Annotated in this window: 9 protein-coding genes; 4 read left to right on the top strand and 5 right to left on the bottom strand. The window is 36.5% G+C overall.

Going from position 1 to position 21,873, the window contains the following annotated elements:
- Positions 1-660: 660 nt before the first annotated feature.
- On the top strand, positions 661-9,915 hold the full coding sequence (locus tag BXY64_RS10375; RefSeq protein WP_120239900.1) for a hemoblobin-interacting domain-containing protein: 9,255 nt from the start codon (positions 661-663) through the stop codon (positions 9,913-9,915).
- A gap of 69 nt (positions 9,916-9,984) precedes the next feature.
- On the opposite strand, the gene rocD is transcribed toward BXY64_RS10375, so the two are convergent.
- From rocD to BXY64_RS10355, 4 genes are all read right to left on the bottom strand, one after another.
- Positions 9,985-11,214, bottom strand: coding sequence for an ornithine--oxo-acid transaminase (gene rocD / locus BXY64_RS10370; RefSeq protein ID WP_317124611.1), 1,230 nt, complete (start codon positions 11,212-11,214; stop codon positions 9,985-9,987).
- 222 nt (positions 11,215-11,436) lie between these two features.
- A complete protein-coding gene (locus BXY64_RS10365; protein ID WP_120239899.1) occupies positions 11,437-12,948 on the bottom strand; it encodes a hybrid sensor histidine kinase/response regulator in 1,512 nt (503 codons plus the stop codon).
- A gap of 79 nt (positions 12,949-13,027) precedes the next feature.
- Positions 13,028-15,067 (bottom strand): BatA domain-containing protein, encoded by a 2,040-nt coding sequence (locus tag BXY64_RS10360; RefSeq protein WP_120239898.1) that lies wholly within the window; start codon positions 15,065-15,067, stop codon positions 13,028-13,030.
- 62 nt (positions 15,068-15,129) lie between these two features.
- Complete coding sequence (locus BXY64_RS10355; protein ID WP_120239897.1) at positions 15,130-17,538, bottom strand: TonB-dependent receptor; 2,409 nt, start codon at positions 17,536-17,538, stop codon at positions 15,130-15,132.
- Positions 17,539-17,928: 390 nt separating this feature from the next.
- Between BXY64_RS10355 and BXY64_RS10350 the strand changes: the two genes are divergently transcribed.
- From BXY64_RS10350 to BXY64_RS10340, 3 genes are all read left to right on the top strand, one after another.
- Positions 17,929-18,354 (top strand): arsenate reductase/protein-tyrosine-phosphatase family protein, encoded by a 426-nt coding sequence (locus BXY64_RS10350; protein WP_120239896.1) that lies wholly within the window; start codon positions 17,929-17,931, stop codon positions 18,352-18,354.
- A 461-nt stretch (positions 18,355-18,815) separates the two neighbouring features.
- A complete protein-coding gene (locus BXY64_RS10345) occupies positions 18,816-19,256 on the top strand; it encodes a hypothetical protein (RefSeq protein ID WP_120239895.1) in 441 nt (146 codons plus the stop codon).
- Positions 19,257-19,585: 329 nt separating this feature from the next.
- Positions 19,586-19,996, top strand: coding sequence for a secondary thiamine-phosphate synthase enzyme YjbQ (locus BXY64_RS10340; protein ID WP_120240508.1), 411 nt, complete (start codon positions 19,586-19,588; stop codon positions 19,994-19,996).
- A 28-nt stretch (positions 19,997-20,024) separates the two neighbouring features.
- Here BXY64_RS10340 and BXY64_RS10335 read toward each other — a convergent pair whose 3' ends face one another.
- The gene (locus BXY64_RS10335) at positions 20,025-21,797 is read right to left on the bottom strand and encodes an aminopeptidase P family protein (protein ID WP_120239894.1); all 1,773 of its coding nucleotides are present in this window, start codon (positions 21,795-21,797) and stop codon (positions 20,025-20,027) included.
- Between the last annotated feature and the right edge of the window lie 76 nt (positions 21,798-21,873).

The raw sequence follows: 21,873 nt of genomic DNA, 5'->3' as shown, positions 1-21,873 counted from the left end.
TTAGATAGGCTTCTCTTGCTTTATAGCAAAGAAGCCTCTTTTGTTTGTGTATTAGTATTAACCGAATTTTATTAAAAAAGTAGACACGAAGTGTGGAGCAAGCTACTTCTCAATTGAAAATATTGAGCTATACCGTGTATCGAAGCACACTTGGTTCAAAAAGTTTTACCTTAATCGTGGTTCGAACTATACTTGAGCTTAAAAAAGATACGATCCTGATTAAAAATTTTAACATGAAGTGTGGCTTACCCCACCTCCTTTATTAAAAATTTTGACGCAAACCGTGTATCGAGACACACTTCCTCTTAAAAAGTTTAACAAGAACCGTGGTTCCAACTACGATCTATCCTAAAAATTTTGACTTCCAGCTTAAAGAATTATTGTTAACTATATCTTTGTTTATGGCTGAAAGTAGGCTTGGTTTAACGCTTTTTCTTATCCAAAATCGGATAATTCTTCCAAAAAGGGAATTTGTTAAGAAATGTTAAAAGAAAATAGAGAATTCAATGCTTTCAGGATTAATGCATCCTATTTTCTCCAAAAACGTAGATGAAACGTATGACTGAGTAAAATCACTTAAGTGACATGAGAATAGTGATATAGGAGGTTTGGTATGTGCTTTGGTTTATTCAAGCTGTTAGTTATCAAAAGTCCTATGCTATGAAAAAATATTTACTCCTGGGATACCTATGGGTATTCACTTCGTTTATTCTTTTGGCTCAAACTACTCCACCAGCTTTAACACCTGCCTCAGGTGCAACCGTTGACAATGCATTTGTTGTTTCATATGTTGACGAGACGACTTGGGAAGCTAGTATTGATTCTATTTTTTACAATAGTGTCAAGCTAGATGCTATAGGTGTATACACTGTGGATACAGATGCCAATACGATTACTTTCGATCCTTCTCTTCAGGCTATATTGCAAACACCTGCTACTGCAGATTTGATTATTTATGTAACCGGTTATAACAACGCAACAGTTTCACAAACCATTGGTCATGGAGCGGCCACAAAATTCACCATTACCACTCAGCCAGCGGCGCCTGCTACAAATGGTGCAGCACTGGCAGCACAGCCTGTTCTTCAACTGAAAGATCAGTACGATAACAATTGCGATTCTGATGGTGCAACACAGGTAGATGCTTCAGCTACGGGAAATGGAACATGGACCTTGGGTGGAAGTTTACCTCAAACTGCAGTTGGTGGTGTGGTAAGCTACTCAGGCTTAACTGCAAGTAGTAACGTGGAAGTTACAGCAGCTAGCATTACTTTTGATTTGGGTGGCGGAAGTTTTACTCTTGAATCCAACTCATTTGCTTTAAGTCTAAATTCTGCACCATCGCTAAACGCTGCCGGTTCGGCAACTGTAGATGCCAATTTTACGGTTTCATTTGATGACAATTCAGATTGGGAATCCAAGATTTCAGAAGTATCTTATAATAGTACAGTACTAATTTCGGGAACTGATTACGATATCGATGGAACAGCCAATACCATAACACTGAAGCCAGGTGGAGGAAATTCAGTTCTTCAAACAGCGGGAACGGCCAATTTGGTGGTAAAATCAGATACTTATGCTGATGCGACTGTTTCACAAACCATTGGTCATGGAGCGGCCACAAAATTCACCATTACCACTCAGCCAGCGGCGCCTGCTACAAATGGTGCAGCACTGGCAGCACAGCCTGTTCTTCAACTGAAAGATCAGTACGATAACAATTGCGATTCTGATGGTGCAACACAGGTAGATGCCTCTGCTACAGGAAATGGAACATGGACCTTGGGTGGAAGTTTACCTCAAACTGCAGTTGGTGGTGTGGTAAGCTACTCAGGCTTAAGCGCAAGTAGTAACGTGGAAGTTACAGCAGCTAGCATTACTTTTGATTTGGGTGGCGGAAGTTTTACTCTTGAATCCAACTCATTTGCTTTAAGTCTAAATTCTGCACCATCGCTAAACGCTGCCGGTTCGGCAACTGTAGATGCCAACTTTACGGTTTCATTTGATGACAATTCAGATTGGGAATCCAAGATATCAGAAGTATCTTACAATAGTACAGTACTAAGTTCGGGAACTGATTACGATATCGATGGAACAGCCAATACCATAACACTGAAGCCAGGTGGAGGAAATTCAGCTCTTCAAACAGCGGGAACGGCCAATTTGGTGGTAAAATCAGATACTTATGCTGATGCGACTGTTTCACAAACCATTGGTCATGGATCAGCCACACAAATTATTGTGGTAACTCAACCTGCGGCTCCATCTGTAAACGGGGGACAATTGGCAACACAACCATCAGTTAAATTGCAAGATCAATACAATAACGATTGTTCAACAGATAATGCCACAAATGTATCAGTAGCGAAAGGAGATACGGGAAACTGGACTCTTGGTGGAGATCTTTCATCCAGCGTTAGTTCAGGATCATTATCATTTACCAACTTAACAGCAAGTAGTAACGAAGCAATTACTGGTGCTTACTTAAGCTTTAGTAGTTCTGGTTTAACTGGTGCAGATTCAGATACATTTAACTTGGGACTGAATTCATCACCTTCTGATTTAACGGCTGCCAGTAATGCAGATGTTGACGGAGATTTTACCATTACATTTACAGATGTTGACGGTTGGCAATCAAAAATATCAAGTATTACTTATAATGGAAATGGTGTCGATGCTGGTGCATATAATACCTCTACGTCAGGACAAATAACTTTTACGCCATCTTTGTCAATTGCTTTACAAACAACAGGAACTGCTGATTTTGTATTTGTTTCAGATGGCTTTAATAATTCCAGCTTATCTCAAATCATTAATCATGGAGCTGCAAACAAGCTTTCGGTTTCTACTCAACCAGGATCTCCAACATCTAATGGTGGAGAGTTGAATCCTCAACCTGTAGTTGAAGTGCTTGATCAATACGATAATTTGTGTAGTACCGATGGTGCGAGAACCATTACCGCAGCAAAAGGTGATGCAGGAAACTGGACCTTGGGAGGAACATTGGACCAAAGTGCAAATTCGGGTACGCTTACTTTTGCTGGCTTGACAGCAAGTAGTAATGAGGAAATAACTGATGCAAATATTAGCTTTAGTTCAGCAGGCTTAACTGGTATTACTTCGGCAAACTTTAACCTGGGATTAAATACGCCACCAGCTTTAACAGCGGCTTCCGGAGCTACAGTTGATGCTGCATTTGAAATTTCCTATGTAGATAATGTGGATTGGGAATCAAATATCAGTTCAATTACTTTTGATGGAAATACAGTACCTACTGCTGCTTATACTGTGAATTCAACAACCAACAAAATTACTTTTGATCCTGCTGATGACCCTGTTTTACAAACTGCAAAAACAGGAGATATCGTAATTTCGGTTGATGGGTATAGTCCTGCAACAGTATCACAAGCCATAGGACATGGAGGGGAGACCAAATTAATTGTGGCAACAGAACCTGTGGCTCCAGCCAATAATGGTGATACATTCCAAATTCAACCGATAGTTGAGGTGCAAGATCAGTACGGTAATGTTTGTATTTCAAACAACTCTTTAGCTGTTACTGCAGCAGAAAACGATCCTGCTGCATGGGATTTGCAAGGAACTTTAAGTGTAACTGCATCTTCAGGTGTGATAACATTTACAGATTTAACGGCATCAAGTACTGATGTTGTAAATGCTGCCTTTATTGCATTTAGCGCCACCGGAGTGACAGGAATTAATTCAACAACATTTGATTTAGGACTGAACTCACCTCCTGATTTAACTGCAGCAAGCAATGCAACGGTTGATAATGGTTTTACCATTACCTTTACGGATTCTAATTCATGGCAATCTAAGATTTCATCGATAACTTATGGTGGAAATACGGTTGATTCAGAGGCTTATGACACTAATGTAGGAGATCAGATAACTTTTGATCCATCGAAATCTACGGCTCTTCAAACTGCTGGAACAGCAGATTTTGTTTTTTCTTCTGATGGTTTTAACGATAAAACATTGTCGCAGGAGATAGGACACGGTGCTCCAACTTCCATTTATATCGAAATACAGCCAAGTGCGCCAACTCAAAATGGTGGATTATTGGCTACCCAACCAAAAGTTGGAAGCAAAGATCAATATGGAAACAATTGTACAGGAGACAATGCCACTGCAATATCTGTTGCTAAAGGAGATAGTGGAGATTGGTCTTTAGGAGGTTCTCCAAATCAAACATTGGTTTCTGGAGAATTTACATACACCGATTTAACAGCTGCAAGTGATGAAGCGGTAACAGGAGCTTACCTTACTTTTTCTTCTGGTAGTTTTGCTTCGGTTAATTCCGATACTTTTGACATTCCTGTAAATGCAACGCCTACTCTTTCTGCAGCAGAAGGAGCAACGGTTGATAATGATTTTTTCATCAACTTTGCTGAAGACGTAAGTTGGAGAGGAAGTATTAGTTCAATTCAATATGGTGATGAAACATTGCCGAGCGCTTCGTATGATACTAGTGCGGCAGGAAGAATAACATTTACACCTTCTCAATCCTCAATATTACAAGCTGCGGGAACCAAAACAATTACAGTTATAGCAAGTGGTTATGCCAATGCTACGGTTGAGCAGGAAATAGGTCATGGTTTGGCCAGTGCATTTTTTATTTCAACACAGCCAGTTGGACCTGGATCTAATGGTGCAAGTTTGGCCACTCAGCCTGTCGTTCAAATTCACGATCAATATGCAAATGTTGTAACATCTGATAACACAACAAATCTTACTGCTGCATCTTCAGGTGGAGTATGGACTATTGGAGGAACGCTGGAATTAACTGCAACAGCAGGTGAAATTTCATTTACTGATTTAACAGCGAGTAGCGATAATGAAGTGACCGATGCAACCATCACATTTTCTTCATTCTCCTTGAGTGATGTAATTTCAGATGCTTTCACGATTCCTGCTTTAGATGCTTCTCCTAGTTTGTTGGCTTCTTCAAATGCTACTGTTGATGCTACTTTTGAAATAACATTCGTAGCAAATCCTACCTGGCAATTGTCTATAGATTCAATTCATTATGGAGGAAATCTGATCTCAGAATCAGCTTATGACAAAACACAAGGAGAGAAAATTATTTTCGATCCATCACAGGATACTGATTTGCAGCTTGCAGGAACCAAGGATATAGAGGTTTTTGCGCAGGGATATGAAACTGCAAGTGTTTCTCAGGAAATAAAACATGGTGCTGCTGCCGAGATGATTATCGCTCTTCAACCAGCTGCGCCAGCAGAGAATGGTGATGAATTGGCTACGCAACCAGGTATTACTTTGCGAGATCAATATGGAAATGACTGTACCAGTGAAAACTCCATAGAAGTTATCGCATCAGAAGGAGATACCAATGATTGGACACTTGGTGGAACAGTTAGCAAAACCGTGGCCAGTGGTTCGGTTAGTTATACTGATTTAACAGCCTCAAGTCCGGGGCCAGTAACAGGTGCTTTTATTAGCTTTTCTGCAACAGATTTAACAACTGTTAATTCTAATACATTTGATATCCCTGATTTAAATGCAGGTCCCGTATTAACCGCTGCTACGAATGCAACAGTTGATAATGATTTTGAAATTACTTTTACAGATAATGCTGACTGGCGAACAAATATTACAGAAGTTAGGTATGGTACAAATGTTCTTCCAGCTACTGCCTACGATGCAAGTGTAGCGGGTAAAATTATATTTAAGCCTGCTGAGTCGGCCAATTTACAGCTGGTAGCAAATGAATATATTTACATTACATCAACCTCGTATCTATTGGATTCAGTCCAGCAAGAAATAGGACATGGTGTAGCAACAAATATTGTAATCACTACTCAGCCTTTTGGTCCTGAGAATAATGGTGATTTATTACAAACTCAGCCTGTAGTAAAACTGCAGGATCAATATCAAAATGATTGTACAAATGATAATTCTACAACAGTAGAAGCAAATGCAAGTGGAGGAAGTTGGACTCTTGAAGGATCAGTTTCTCTGATGGTAACAAACGGTGTTGCATCTTATACCGATCTTACTGCCGGAAGTACTGATATGGTTAGTGATGCAACAATTACATTTTCCGGCACAGGACTAACAAACGCGGAATCTGATTCATTCTTGATTCCAGCTCCTCTGATTGCACCATCATTAATTGCTTCTACTACCGCTACGGTAGATTCTCTCTTTGATGTTACTTTTGCTGATAATGCAGAATGGCAAGGCAAGATTGATTCAATTTCATATGGAGGTAGCATGTTGCCTGAAACAGCCTATGATAAGAGTCAGGCTGGTAAAATTGTATTCGATCCTTCACAAGATGCAGCTTTACAAGAGGCGGCCACCAAACAAGTGCTTGTGTATTCACGAGGATATCAAGATGCCTCGGTTGATCAGGAAATTAAACATGGAGTACCTGATTCATTAATTATCGAAACACAACCAACAGCTCCTTTGGTGAATGGGGGAGAGCTTGATTTACAACCTAAAATTTCATTGCTGGACCAATACAACAATAGTTGTGATTCAGAGAGTACTTATGAAGTAGTGGTAAGAAGAGGTGATGAAAATGATTGGACATTAGGAGGAGATACTTTGCAAGCAGTAAGTAATGGGGTTATCAATTATCGTGCATTAACGGCATCTAGTGTTAATGCTGTTACAGGAGCATATTTAACATTCTCAGGAGATGGGATTACTTCGGTAGATTCAGATCCGTTTGATATTCCAATGTTAAAGAATCCTCCAAATTTAACGGCTCAGTTTGATGCAACGGTTGATGCTGATTTTACAATTGATTTTTTTGATTTTGATGACGATTGGAGAACTGAAATTACAATGATTACGTATCAAGGAGATACATTGCCTGTTTCTGCTTATACCATAAATACTGATAATATTGTATTTCGTGTTTCTGAAGAGGAGTTACTTCAAAAGGCAGGCACTTTCGAAATTGTAGTTAAAGCTCTTGGTTTTAGTGATGCTAAGGTAGAGCAGACGGTTGGGCATGGTGTAGCAACAATTATGCAGATAACACAACAACCATTAGCGCCTCTTTCAAATGGAGATTTGTTGGAGCAACAACCAATTTTAGAGTTCTATGACCAGTATTCGAATTTATGTGATTCTGATAGTGATAGAACGATACAAGCTTCGGGAAGTGACGAAGGCGAGTGGGATTTGGCAGGTACTGTCGAAAAAACCTCCGAAAATGGTGTTGTAACTTACGATGATTTATCGGCTTATTCAACAGGGCCAATTGAGGGGGCTATCATTCAGTTTAGTTCAGAAGGACTTGATGCTGTTACAGCAGATCCATTTGATATTCCGGATGTTGCAACTCCACCAGTATTAACTGCTGCAGTTGATGCAAGTGTTGATAATCCATTTAAAATTACCTTTACGGAGGATTCTGTTTGGAGAAATAGAATTAACGTAGTAACAGTTAATGATAGTGTGTTGGTAGCGGAGAGTTATAATTTTACTCAGCCAGGCGAATTGGAATTGATTCCTTCTACTTCTAAATTCCTTCAAAAGAATGGATCATTCCAAATCATTGTTCAATCACGTGGATTTGCTCATGATACGGTTCAGCAAGATATTCAGCATGGTGTTGCCGATAGTATTTTGGTATTGACTCAACCTGTTGGTCCGGATGTGAACGGAGAACTGTTTGCACAACAACCAGAACTGAAACTAGCAGATCAATATTTGAATGATTGTACTACAGATAATTCTACACAGGTAAGCGTTGAAAAGTATGACAACAAGGCTTGGGAATTAAGCGGAACGCTGGAAGTTCAATCTTCGGAAGGGAAAGTTCTATTTACAGATTTGATTGCGACAAGCGAAATTGCTATTGATTCAGCTTATCTGCAATTCACGTTTACCGGAGATTCAGTGGTTTCTAATTTATTTACGATTCCTGTTCCAATTATTGAGCTAATAGCTGCTGAAAACGCAACGGTTGACAATGAATTTGTAATTCAGGCAAGTGACAATGCAAGCTGGAGAGATTCCATTTCCTCCATTAGTTTTGCAGGAAAAGCTTTGGTTGATACCTCTTATCTGATTGAAGCTGGATCGATAACATTCTATCCGGAAAAAGACTCTACTTTGTATATCGCCAGGACCGATACCATTGTTGTGATTGCTAATGGTTATGCCGATGCAAAAGTCGAACAAAAAATCGGACATGGTGTAACAACCGAGATGTTATTGGTAGATCAGCCAATTGGACCTGAAAACAATGGGGATACTTTGGTTCAGCAGCCAAAAATACAATTGCGGGATAAGTATGAAAACAACTGTACAACCGATAATAATACAGAGGTTTTGGTAGATAAATATGCCGATGCGGATCATGATAATTCTGCATTGTGGAATTTGGGAGGAATAAAAACAATCACAGCATTGGAAGGAGTAGTTGAGTATACGAATTTAAGTGCTACCAGCGAAGATGAAGTTATTGGTGCAAGATTATTATTTACTTCTGATGGACTTCCAAATGTAGTTTCGGATAGCTTTGATATTGTAAGGCCACCGGCGCCAATAATAACACCTGCTGCCAATGCTAATGTTGATGAAATGTTTACGGTTACATTTACGGAAAATACAACCTGGCGCGAAAAGATATTTGATATTCGCTATGGTATTCGAAGTTTAGAAGGAAAATATGACAAATCTGTTCCCGGTCAAATTACTTTTGATCCGGAGGTAACTTCTGTTCTTCAGAAATATGGAGTTGATTCAATGTATATTTATTCCGGCTTGTACGATACAACCCGATTTGAGCAGTCAATTCACCATGGCAAATCAAAATATCTGGTTATCGGGAAAGAACCTTCAGCGCCTGCAAATAATGGTGAAGCACTAATCAGGCAGCCTCAATTAAATTTACAGGATCAGTATAGAAATATTTGTGATACCGATAGTGAGACAATGATTACGGTGCGAAAGGCTGATACTCAGGAATGGACTTTAGGAGGTACATTAACTCAAATGGCTGTTGAGGGGCTTGTAAAATTCACCGACTTAACTGCAAGCAGTGATATGGAGGTGCAAGGTGCAAGGCTGGAATTTGAAGGTCCTGGTATGATTTCAAAAATATCAAGTACGTTCACAATACCTGAACCAAAAACCAATAGGGCAGGTGAGGCCAGTGCCAATCCTGAATTGGTTTGTTACGGATCTAAATCCAATATTACATTAACTGGATTTGATGGAAGCATTCAGTGGCAGGTTTACAATGAGCTAAATGATGTTTATGAAGATCTGGATGGCGAAAATGCCGAGTTACTGGTAACACCGGAGGTGGTAGAAAATAAGATATATCGTGCTAAGGTTTCAAAAGAAGGATTTTCAGTTCAGTATTCAAATGCTGTGTCGGTAAGTCCAATGGAACCTCCGCTTGCTGATTTTACTTTCGAAATAGATCGTAATGAGGTTCATTTTACCAATTTGAGTGAAAATGCAACTTCCGTTTTGTGGGATTTTGGAGATGGAATCATAAGTAGTGAATTTGAACCTTCGCATTCCTTCGTGTTGGATAATGCAAATGGATCTGGCTACGTAGTCACATTAACGGTATCGAACGAAGCTTGTGGAGATAGTCAAAAAGCACAGCAGGTATTTATTACCACAGGAATTGATGATTTGATTGCTGATAAGGGAATTGTAGTATATCCTAATCCTAACAGGGGGCAGTTCTTTGTTGAGCTTTCGGCTACGAATGATGATGGTTTGTTGAGGATATTCAATTCATCGGGCAGTATTGTTCTAAGCAAGCAAATTAAGCGCAGCTTTAATGCTGACCGATTGGAGTTCGATTTACAGAATCTTCCCGGAGGCATCTACTTCCTGGTGATTCAGTATCCTGATAAAGTGATTAGGACAAAACTTATTATTACAAAATAGATATTTTAAAAATGAAAAAGGGTGATTCCGATATGGAGTCACCCTTAATTGTATTTTATGGAGTTCTGTTTATTCGAACTCAGCCATTGTTTTCTTAATGATTTCAATCGCTTCACGCAATTGAGTTTCGTTAATGGTCAATGGAGGAGCAAAACGGATGATGTGTCCGTGAGTTGGCTTAGCCAATAATCCGTTGTCGCGTAAACGCATACAAACATCCCAGGCAGTTTTGCCACCTTTAGGCTTAATAACAACTGCATTTAGAAGACCTTTACCGCGAACCAATTCAATCATATCCGATTTAACTGATTTCAATTCATCACGGAAAATCTTACCCATAGCTTCTGCATTTTCAGCAAGATTTTCATCTTTAATCACATTAAGAGCAGCCATTGCAACTTCACAAGCAAGTGGATTACCACCAAAAGTAGAACCATGCTCACCTGGCTTAATGCAAAGCATTACATCGTCGTCAGCTAAAACAGCAGATACTGGTACAACACCACCAGAAATAGCTTTACCTAGAATCAATACATCCGGACGAACACCTTCGTGATCAACAGCTAATAATTTACCAGTTCTTGCAATACCGGTTTGTACCTCGTCGGCAACGAACAATACGTTATTTGCTTTACACAAATCGTAAGCTTTCTTCAAGAAACCATCTTCCGGAACGTAAACACCTGCTTCACCTTGAATTGGTTCAACCAGGAATGCACATACATTAGGGTCTTTCAATTCTTTCTCTAAAGCTTCTGTGTCGTTGTAAGGAATTACAACAAAACCAGGAGTGTAAGGTCCAAATCCTTTGTATGAATCCGGATCGGTAGACATAGAAATAATCGTAATTGTACGACCATGGAAGTTACCATCACAAACAATAATTTTTGCTTCGTTTTCCGGAATACCTTTCACATCGTAACCCCAGCGACGAACCAATTTAAGTGCTGTTTCATCAGCTTCGGCACCTGTGTTCATTGGCAATACTTTATCGTAACCAAAGTAGTTGGTAACAAATTCTTCGTATTTTCCTAGGTTGTTGCTGTAGAAAGCACGTGAGGTTAGGGTTAGTTTTTGTGCTTGCTCTACTAATGCATTAATAATTTTTGGGTGACAGTGTCCTTGATTAACAGCAGAATAAGCTGATAAGAAATCGAAATATTGCTTTCCGTCAGTATCCCAAACATAAACGCCTTCTCCGCGCTCTAAAACTACTGGAAGTGGATGATAGTTGTGTGCTCCAAACTTAGATTCCTTATCCATATAGTCCTGAGCAGTCATTGTTGCTGTATTTGTCATAACTAGAACATTTATAAGATTTTTAAAATAGGATTAAATTCTGAAAATTCAGTACGCCAATTTTATAACTATTTTTTTGATTTTCCAATGCTTTTGGCAGAAAAAGTGTAGAAAAAATCGAAAAAAATATTAATCATGACTATTATCATAAATGCAATTGTTAATTCTTGTTGAATTTATGATTATAGCTAATGTTCTATAAATTTGATGTTAACAGCTGATTTAAGGTAAATATCTGGACATGCAAAGCAGCAAATCAGATTTATTAAATGGTTTTGATAAGTGTTCGGAACATCCGGCCTTTAATGATTTTTCTCTGTCACCTTCCAGCGCATAGGCTGTTTGAGCTATAATGGTTAAGTCCGGACGCTTTTTCTTGATTAGTTTCGTTGCCTCCAGTCCATTGGTATGTGGCATGTTTATATCCATTAAGATCAGGTTTACCTCAGGGTTCTGAAGGCTTGCAGTCATGGCTTCTTTGCCTGTTTTGGCCCAAATGATATTGATATTGGTTGGTTGCAGATAAGCTTCAAGTATTTTGTAATTGGTGAATTGATCTTCGGCTACCACAACCGTATAATTCTCCCAATTGTATAGGTTGGCAGTCGAATCTGCTTCATTAATCAACTCCTGATCGATAACATTAGGAAGGCTGAATTTTACTGTTGTTCCTATTTTCTCTTCTGAAGCTATCCAAATTTTTCCACCTAGAAGCTCAATTTCCAATCTCGAGATATATAAACCTAATCCTGTGCCGCCAAAGTTGTTAATGCTATTTTCGTTAGCTTGTCTAAAGCGTTGAAAAACATTTGACTGAGATTTGGCTGGAATGCCCTTTCCTGTATCACTAATTGTAAATTCAATGGTTTGATTAATGAAGCGATAGGAGCAAGTTATACTTCCTTTTTCAGTAAACTTAACAGCATTGTGCAACAAGTTGCTTAGGATTCCTATTATTTTATTCTGATCGGATTTGATGACTTGATTTACATCAATGTTTGGAAATTTTAATTGTAAATGTTCCTTTTTGTTGTTTGATAAAAGCTTGTGTGTGAGGGATTCTACATCCTTCATCATATTATGAAGGTTAAAATTCCTTTTTACAGGTTTTGCAGTTCTACTCTCCAGCATAGATACTTTTAGCAGGTCTTCAATGATTTTTAAAAGTTGCAGTCCGGAATCTTTAATAGAGCTGGCAAACTTGGGGATATCTTCTTTTATGTTTCCAGATTCAAGTAATTCTGAAAAGCCTATGATTGAGTTAAGTGGAGTTCTTAATTCATGGCTCATGTTGGCCAGGAAAGCATTTTTTAAGTTCTCGGCTTCCAGTGCTTTGTTCCAGGCTTTTGCAATTTCAAACTCTTTTATTTTGATGTCAGTAATATCCTGAAAAAGAACTTCTTCAATAATATCTTCTTTCTTGTAAACTTCTCCGGTAATTTTCCCCAATCTTAATTCTCCATTCTTATAGAACCGGAATTCTATTTCCATTGGTTGCAATTGCATCTGCTTTAATGATTCTTCAAAAAAAACAAGGTCTTCGGGGTGAATATGTTTTTTAAGGATATCTCTGGTAGGAATAACATTTCCATCCTGATAGCCAAGAATTGAATGAGTCACATCTGACCACCAAAAATCTTTTGTTGAATAATTGTATACCCAATAACCAATACCAGCTATGCTGTGTATTTTTTTTAATTGTCTGATTTCAGTTGTAGTTTTTAGTTTAATCATGTTGGTTTGGGTATATGTTAAGGTGTCGTAGTCTAAGATATTTTATTAGAGATTTTATGGAGGATTATAAAATGTTTGATTATGTTTTTAATGTTTTAAGTATCCCTTCAGTCAAAAAGAAGGTTAAAGCCAACAAAATAAATATTCTCCAATACTGTCTTCCTTCTCTTTTTTCGTTATAAAGCTCAGATAGTTTCATTTTTTCAGAAGAAATTACAGAATAGTTCTCCTCTAATGCCTTAATTTTAGTTTCAATTTCTTGTTTTTCGTAATACGAAATCTCTGATTCATTTTTGGGATAATTGAACGAACAAGTTTGAAGAATAGAGTCGTTTAGTACAACTACATAATTTTCTGAAACCCTTAATTGATCTACAACTCTAAGCTGTGTTGAATGGTTTGAACTGGCTACTCTTAAAGGAATGATATCAATACCAATTTGATCGTTTTTAATATGGAATTGATCGTCACCATTCAAATTAAAAGAGCTTATTAATTCAATTGTATTATTTTTTCCAATTTGATGATATATTTTGCCTGAGTTTGTGCTTGTTTTACTCAAATTGATTAAAGTAGGTACTAAAATCGGGTGTGTTATCAGGTTTGTCCATTCTCCATTTAAATTCATACTGAATTGGTACAGTTGACCTTTTCCATATTGAATTTTTGTGAATAATTTTTCTGAACCTGCAGTTAGCCAAATACATTCTAATGTAGGATTACTTGGTGCTGATAATTTATAGTATTTATAGATATCAGGCAAACGTGCGTTATCTTTCAAATCTTGAAAAACATCCTGATAAATATTTGCTTTCGTTTCAATTCTTGAAATTCGCTGTTGAGTAGAGTCGATTTCTAAATAATTTGGAGCCAAAACATCAGATAAGAATAAATTTACACTTGCTTTAATTTGTTCGTTGGGTATCAAAAGAATACTTCCGCCATTTTGCAAATACATTTGTAAGCTTTGTTTAAAACCACTTTCAATATCCTCAATTTCATTTAATACAATTAGCTGAAATTGGCTAAAGGTTTCATTGTGCAATTGGGTTTTGCTAATATTCTTAATCTTAAAGTTTTTATCCGAAGAAAAAAGTTTGTTAATGTATTGGTTTTCCGATTCTTGGTTGATGGATAAAATACGATTAACATTATTGGTTCTGTAGGAAAAATACAGATTATTATCGTAAATAATTGGATAATCTTCAATGCTTAGTTTGGCTTGTACAAATCCGGATTGCCTATCGCTATAGCGTAATGTGGTTATCTGGGATGAGTTTTTATTAATATCGATACTGCCTACCGTTTTCAAACTATCATTTACCGTCAATTGTATGGGAATCTTTTTTAAATCTTTATTGGAATGATTTGAAATTTTAACAGACAATTCCTTTTGAGGACCAGTAAAATGTATAGGCTTTTCGAACCAACATGAGTCAAGAACCAGGTTGTTTGTTGCTTGCAACTGAAAATGAACAAAATCCACACTTAGAAGACTGTCTTTTTGTAGTTTTTCTAAATCAGCTTGAGATTTTTGAAAATCAGATAGTATATAAACTTGTGATTTTTCAAAAGGTGAATCTAGTCGAATATTAGCTAGTGTTGTTGATAATTTTAACGAATTGGGAGAGGGGGCTATTTCCTGTATTCTTGCAATGGCTTGATTTTTATTTAAACTGGTAGAGTAGTGCTGTATGTCGTTGCTGTAAATTCTGATTTTGGCATAATCAGGCAATGATTTAATTAGTTCGAATGCATGATTTTTAGCAACCTCCAGAGCGTTTCCTTTTTCAGTTTTACCATTCATGCTAAACGAATTGTCAAGGTAAATATTAGTTAATTCGTTGCTTTTATTGGATAAATTTTCTCCTGAAATGGGAATGTAAGGTTGCGAAAACGCAATGATAATACATGCCAATGCCAGCATTCTTAGTAATAGAACAAGTAGGTTTTTAAGTTTCGATTTTCTCTTGTTCTCGGTATTTAAATTTTGAAGAAAGCGAAGATTACTAAAATAGATTTTTTTGTAACGCTTAAAATTAAACAGATGTATAATAATTGGAATCAATAATATAAAAAGAAACCAAAGATAATTTGGATGCAAAAAATGTAGCGACATATTTCCTTAACTTAAAAGTACTGGCAAAATAGCTAAAAACTAACTTGAATTAAAGAATTTCTTTAGAATTTCGCACTTAGCTTTACATTCAATTTTCGTCCTGTAAGATAATTTGGAATTGCATACTGATTCCCCGAAATATCGTTAATCCAAAGATAGGAAACCGTGTTGTTGATATCTAAAACATTAAACACTTCCAAACCAATCCACATGGATTTAAAATGACGTAGTAATCCTTTGTTTTTAGATTTTTCGTCTACCAGGACTTTCGAGAAACCCAAATCAATTCTACGATAGTTTGGCATTCTAAAGCTTCCTCCATCTTTCCCTCGTTTAGGAGTCCAAACAGGAAGTTTGCCTGCATAGAATAAAGCAAGATGCATTTTATAAGAAGGATTGTTTGGTAAATAATCCTGGAAAAACATAGAGAAATTAAACCTTTGATCGGTAGGTCGCGGGATAAAAGACATTTCATCTCCTTTTATGTTTTCCTCTGATTTCATGATGGATAAGCTAGCCCAGGATTCTGTTCCGGGAACAAATTCACCATTGATTCTCAAATCCAATCCAGTTGTGTATCCTTCTGCCTCCTGATCGCCATAATATCGAATGCGAACATTTTCGATATCATAAGGAGTAACTGATAGAAGATCCTTATAGTACAATTCGCTTGAAAATTTAAATGGACGGTTCCATGCTTTAAAGTAATACTCCTGACCTAAAACATAGTGAATTGCCTTTTGGATATTGACTTTAGGGCTAATGTTTCCATCAATCATTAACATTTCCCGATATGATGGAATTTGCTGATAAAGACCTGCGGCTAGTTTAAATTTCACTTTATTTTTCCAGTTTGGAATATAATGAATGGATCCTCTTGGTGAAAAATATCCTTTTTTATTGTAATCCCAGTAATGGTAACGAAGTCCTCCAGTTAGTTGTAGCTCTCCATTTTTCGTTTCCAGCATTTGAGTTGCCTGTACAAATGATTTGTAGTGCTTGGAACTAATTTTATTGTTGGCATTGCGATTGTATGCCAGCAAAACTTTACTGTCGGAAACCGGAACTGAGTAACCAGCAGAATCTTGATATTGCCATTCATTAATTCGATTGCTAATATCCTCCTTTTTAACTCCAACTCCCCATTGTAAAAACAAATCATCAAAAGAGTGATCTCCCTTGATGTCCATATTATAAACCTCCTGATCGAGTTTGTTTCTGGCATGATCAATAAAAGTTCCGATACCCAGATTTTCCACACTTTCTGATTGAGATCCTCCTTGCGATACAAAAAGGTCACTCAGATAGTATTGTCCCATAATATCATACTTCTCTTCTTCAATGCTTTCGTATCTGCTTCCAATTAATCGAATGAAAGAATTCGAATTGGGATGATATTTAAAAGTAACTGCCTGAATGTTCGAATTGAATTCATCTTTTTCGTTCCCGTCAAAATAGATATCAAGATTTAATGCATCACTAATGGTTCCAAATGATGTGCTTCTGTTTTCAGGCTCAAAATTGTACTTATTTTGACTAAAACTGGTCCATATGTGCATGCTAAATGCCGAATTGAATTTGTAGTTAACCAGCGCCTGAAAATCTGTATAATTGGGCTCATATTCACCTTTTGTATCCAATGAATTTAACAAGTAGCGATTGGTTTTGTATCTCAATCCAGCCATGTAGGATAGCTTCCCATTTTTTGATGCATTGGCAAAATGTGTGGATGCCCCCATTAAACTCAACTCGGCTGAAGCTTCGAATTTAGTTGGAGTTTTGTACTTGATATCAAGAACAGAAGATAATTTGTCACCGTATTTTGTATCAAAACCACCTGATGAGAATTGAACTGATGAAACCAAATCAGGATTGATTACACTTAATCCTTCTTGTTGACCAGAACGTATTAAATTTGGCCTGTAAATTTCTATTTCGTTGATATATACCAGGTTTTCGTCGAAATTACCACCTCTAACTGAATATTGAGAACTCAATTCATTATTGGAATTCACTCCTGGTAGTGTTTTAATAATTTGTTCAACAGCTCCACTACTGCTAACAGGAATTTGTTTCAAATGCTTTTTATCAATCGAAATATTTTTGTCTCTTATGATTTTATCTGTTTCAACAGTAACTTCAGATATTTCCTGTTCTTTTATTTTTAGCTTGATATTTAATACTTTATTTTCCGATTTTTTAAGTCTGATTGGCAATTCATAATCTTGAAAAGAGACATGTGTAACTTTTAAAGTGTAGTTTTTATCAGAATCAATTGTTAAATCAAAATTTCCACTGCTGCTTGTGCTGGTTGCAATATTTGTTTCAACTATTTTTATGTGAGCGCCTTTAATCGGATTGTTTTTTGTATCGCTTACTTTACCAGTTATTTTGCCGGTGTTTTGTGCAATACTATAAAAAGGGATCAGGAGTATAAAGAAAATAATTGATCTGTAAATAGTTGGATGCATGTGTTTTTTCGTTTAACAAGATTTAGATTTCGAATGAATCAGAAATCCCAATATACAAAGGAAAGACAGAAATAGGAAACTTTGCATAAAAATTTAATCAGCCAATTGATATCATTAAAATTTCAGTCCCAATAACTATCGGAAGAGTACAAGCCAAACTATGAAATATTAAGTTGAAATGCCGATATATACATCATACTTTGTTATTTGAAGTTATGCCCTCATGATTCTAGCTGTGTTTTTATTCCAGATGTTATACTCGTAGTTGATGTTTCGATTGGTTATATTAAGCAAGTTGAGGATTTGGCAGAGAAAGTAAAAGCGTAAATCTTTTAAAAAATTGACTGAATAATTTTTTACTTTTGCTTCAATTGATAAAATTAGAAAACTGTGAAGAAAGTTTTAGTAATAAGCGAGAAGAACGAAGCCCGTTCGCAAATGGCCGAAAAATGGTTGAATTACTATGGTAAAAAACATTTAAAAGTTTGGAGTGCCGGATTAGAGAAAGGAAAAATTAGTGTTTTGGCGCAGAAAGCAATGGCCGAAGCTGTTATGGATATTCCTGAATACAAATCGAAAGCTTTGAGCGAAATAAAAGAGGAAAATTTCGATTACGTATTGTGTTTCGATAAAGAGCTTTCAAATAGATTGCCAGAGTTAAAAGGAAATCCAGAAGTGAAAGTATTTGATGTGCCAAATCCTGCTAGAATAGAAGGAGAGGAGAAGGTAAAATTGCAAGCTTACAATGCGGTTTGCAATGCAGTTGACGACGCTTGCTTTGTATTTGTGCAGGAACGCTTCCAGATTGTATCATAAATTAACAGATTTATTGATAATATATTTTATTTACATAGCACTTTACTTTGATAAAGTGCATTGTGTTAAATTTACCAAGAGGTTCATGTAATGGATCTCTTTTTTTGTGCCGATTCATTTGATTTTAGATGAATTAACATGCTAAGTAATATTCGGAATTATTAATTTCCTATTTGAAATTGAGTTTCAAACATTTTTATTTTCATCATATTTATTTTGTCTGAATAAGCTTTGTTTTTTACCAACTTGCTTGACATGGCTGTGATTTATTCGTAATTTTAAAATAGATCCGATTGGGCTTCTAATGCATGTAAAATCAATATTTTATGACCTTTGTAATGTTTCATATTATTATAGACATATTTCTGGAAACCGATCGGAGTAAACCTTCTCTAAATCCCGAAAAGAATTAAGCAGTTCAATTTATTTTTTAGAATCTATTCATACAAAAGGAGGCGAAGATGAAAAAAAACATTGGAGTTTGGTTAGATACCGAAAAAGCCTACATTATTACACTTGAAAATGGCAATAGTCAGATTGAAACTATTGAATCGGAAGTAGAAACAAGAGTGCGTTTTAAAGGAGAAACAAAAGCTTATTCCCGAATGGGGAATCAGTTTATTAATCCGGCAAAGAGAACGACTCACCGACGCAGACATCAGTTTAAACAGTACTTCGAAAATATAAGTTCTAAACTGGAGAATGCAGAGGAGATATACTTGTTTGGACCTGCTGAAACAAAAGTGCATTTGGCAAAGCACATTAATAAGAATACCAATCTTAATGATAGAGTAAGAAAAATTGAATCGGAAGATAATATGACCGAGAATCAAATGATTGCTCGTGTTAAAGAGATATTTAGTTCCGATCCTATAAAAATTAAAGCAAGAATCAGGCATTGAAATATAGTAAATTAGCATATCAATAGGTAAGTAAGGCGGTTCCCGGTTTTGAATATTTTGCAAGATTGCCATCGAAGCAGAATTCAAATCCGGGAATTTCTTTTTGCAGTTATCAATAAACAGTGATTGGTTACCAGAAAACTAACAGATAAAAGTTTTAGAGATTCTTGTACCAGGCCTAAAACTGATCGTTGAATGCTTGCTATTACTTACACGAATTTTTACATTAGCATACATATAAACCTGAGTTCGATTATAAATCTGACTTTTTGTGGCATATGTTTTTTCGAACTCAGGTTATTAAATTATTAAAGAAACCTAAACAAATAATGATTCAACAAATAGAAATCACTCTATCCGCTTATTCGAGAGGATATCACTTAATTGACTCAGAAATAAGAAGACATTTACCTGATTTACCAGAAACAGGAATGATGCATCTGTTTATCAAACACACATCGGCAGCACTAACGATTAACGAAAATGCTGATCCTTCGGTTCGGGATGATTTTGAGTCAATCATGAACCATTTGGTGCCTGAAAATGAACCTTACTACACTCATGTGTTCGAAGGAGCAGATGATATGCCTGCACATGTAAAAGCTTCTATGATGGGAACAGAATTGACCATTCCCATTACAAATCACCAATTAAATATGGGAATTTGGCAGGGAATTTATTTGTGTGAATTTAGAAATAGAGGAGGACGTCGTAAAATTGTTGCTACCATATATTCATAAAAAAAGCCTCAAAAATGAGGCGTTTTTTTTATATAGATTGAGTTTTTTCTCGTAACCATGCTTTGTGTTTCTCATCCAGATCTAGAGAAAGAATATCGTATACTTTTTGATGATAATTGTTCAGCCAGTATCTTTCTTCTTGCGTTAATAATTCTACAATGATGCCTTTGGTTTCGAAATGACAAAGTGTTATGGTTTCAAACTCCAAATAATCACCAAATTCTGACGATCCAGCATCTTTACAAAGAATTAGATTTTCGTGGCGAATTCCATATTTCCCATCTCGGTACAATGCTGGTTCATTCGACGTAATCATACCTTTTAGAATGGCTTGATCTTTCAGTTCCTGACGAATGCTTTGTGGTCCTTCGTGTACATTCATAAAGCACCCAACTCCATGGCCTGTTCCATGACCATAGTTGCGTAAGTTTTTCCACAAATCCATACGTGCTAAAGCATCAATATTGCAACCACGTGTTCCTACAGGAAAAACAGCCATTGACAATTGCATCATTCCTTTTAACACCAAGGTATAATCTATTTTTTGCTCTTCGCTTAAGTCGCCAAGAGGAATAGTTCTGGTAATATCCGTTGTTCCATCGAGATATTGAGCACCAGAATCAATTAAAAGAATGCTTTCTTTTTCAATCTCAACATTACTTTCTTCTGTTGTATGATAATGTGGTTGTGCTCCATGAGCTTTATAACCACAAATGGTTCCAAAACTTTCACCTACAAATCCTTCTTGTTGAGAGCGGAATTCCTTTAACTTTTCCATTACCGTAAATTCGGTAATTTTTGTATTCCCAAGATTTTCTTCCAACCAATAGTAGAAATGTGTTAAGGCAACACCATCTTTTTTCATGGCATTTTTCATTCCTTCAATTTCTACATCATTCTTCGTGCTTTTAAAAAGTTGTGTTGGGTTTTCTCTTTCAATGATGTTTGCCGATATGGAATTGAAGATTTTTAAGTTTGTTCTGTTGATATCCAATAGAACATTAGCAGAACCAGGAACTTCTTCTAAATCAGAAAAAATTCTTCCGTAGCCAGCAATCTCAATTTCATCTTCGAGCAAAGTTTTAGTAAGGCTATCAGGTACTTTTTCTTCGTTCAAATATATGGTAGCCTTTTCTTTTTCAATGAGTGCGTATGCCAATGCCAGAGGATTATAATCAACATCGCTTCCACGTAAATTGAAGATCCATGCAACATCATCCATACTTCCTACAAAATGATAGTTGCAATCCAATTCAGTCATTTTCTTGCGAACCTTGGTTAGCTTGGCAAATCTGGTTTTGCCAGAATATTTTAAATCATGGTCAAAGATTTCTCCATTAGGCAAAGCAGGGCGATCTTCCCAAATTTCATTGATTAAATCAAACTCTTCAACAATATGAATTCCTAAATCGCCTAAGTTATTCTTTAAATTGCGAGTTTCGGCAACTGAAAAGCAAGTTCCATCGAATCCAACATTTGCATCTACATCCAGTTCGGAAGTTAACCACTTATATGGAGTAGGAGTATTCTCTGTTCCCGTTTTAAACAGCTCGATACCGCTGTCAGTTAACTCTTTTTCGGCTTGTAGGAAATATCTGGAATCTGTCCAAAGACCTGCTTTTTTTTCGGTGATAACAACAGTTCCTGCCGATCCGGTAAATCCTGAAATCCATTGACGATTGGTCCATCTATCAGGAACGTATTCGCTCATATGTGGGTCTGAGCTGGTAATGATGTAAGCGTTAATTTCTTTTTCATTCATTAGAAAACGCAATGCGTTCACTCTTTCGGCAATAGTCATTTTTAGGTTTGTTATTGTTTAGGCCATAAAATTACAATAATAACCTGAGTTTGACTAAAAATATGGTCACAGTTTG

This window comes from Marinifilum flexuosum (genome assembly GCF_003610555.1).
Classification (GTDB): domain Bacteria; phylum Bacteroidota; class Bacteroidia; order Bacteroidales; family Marinifilaceae; genus Marinifilum; species Marinifilum flexuosum.
This window is presented reverse-complemented; position numbering and strand designations above follow the sequence as displayed.

Coding starts and splice junctions, on each gene's coding strand:
- BXY64_RS10375 (WP_120239900.1), top strand. CDS start 661: ATGAAAAAATATTTACTCCTGGGATACCTATGGGTATTCACTTCGTTT.
- rocD (WP_317124611.1), bottom strand. CDS start 11,214: ATGACAAATACAGCAACAATGACTGCTCAGGACTATATGGATAAGGAA.
- BXY64_RS10365 (WP_120239899.1), bottom strand. CDS start 12,948: ATGATTAAACTAAAAACTACAACTGAAATCAGACAATTAAAAAAAATA.
- BXY64_RS10360 (WP_120239898.1), bottom strand. CDS start 15,067: ATGTCGCTACATTTTTTGCATCCAAATTATCTTTGGTTTCTTTTTATA.
- BXY64_RS10355 (WP_120239897.1), bottom strand. CDS start 17,538: ATGCATCCAACTATTTACAGATCAATTATTTTCTTTATACTCCTGATC.
- BXY64_RS10345 (WP_120239895.1), top strand. CDS start 18,816: ATGAAAAAAAACATTGGAGTTTGGTTAGATACCGAAAAAGCCTACATT.
- BXY64_RS10340 (WP_120240508.1), top strand. CDS start 19,586: ATGATTCAACAAATAGAAATCACTCTATCCGCTTATTCGAGAGGATAT.
- BXY64_RS10335 (WP_120239894.1), bottom strand. CDS start 21,797: ATGACTATTGCCGAAAGAGTGAACGCATTGCGTTTTCTAATGAATGAA.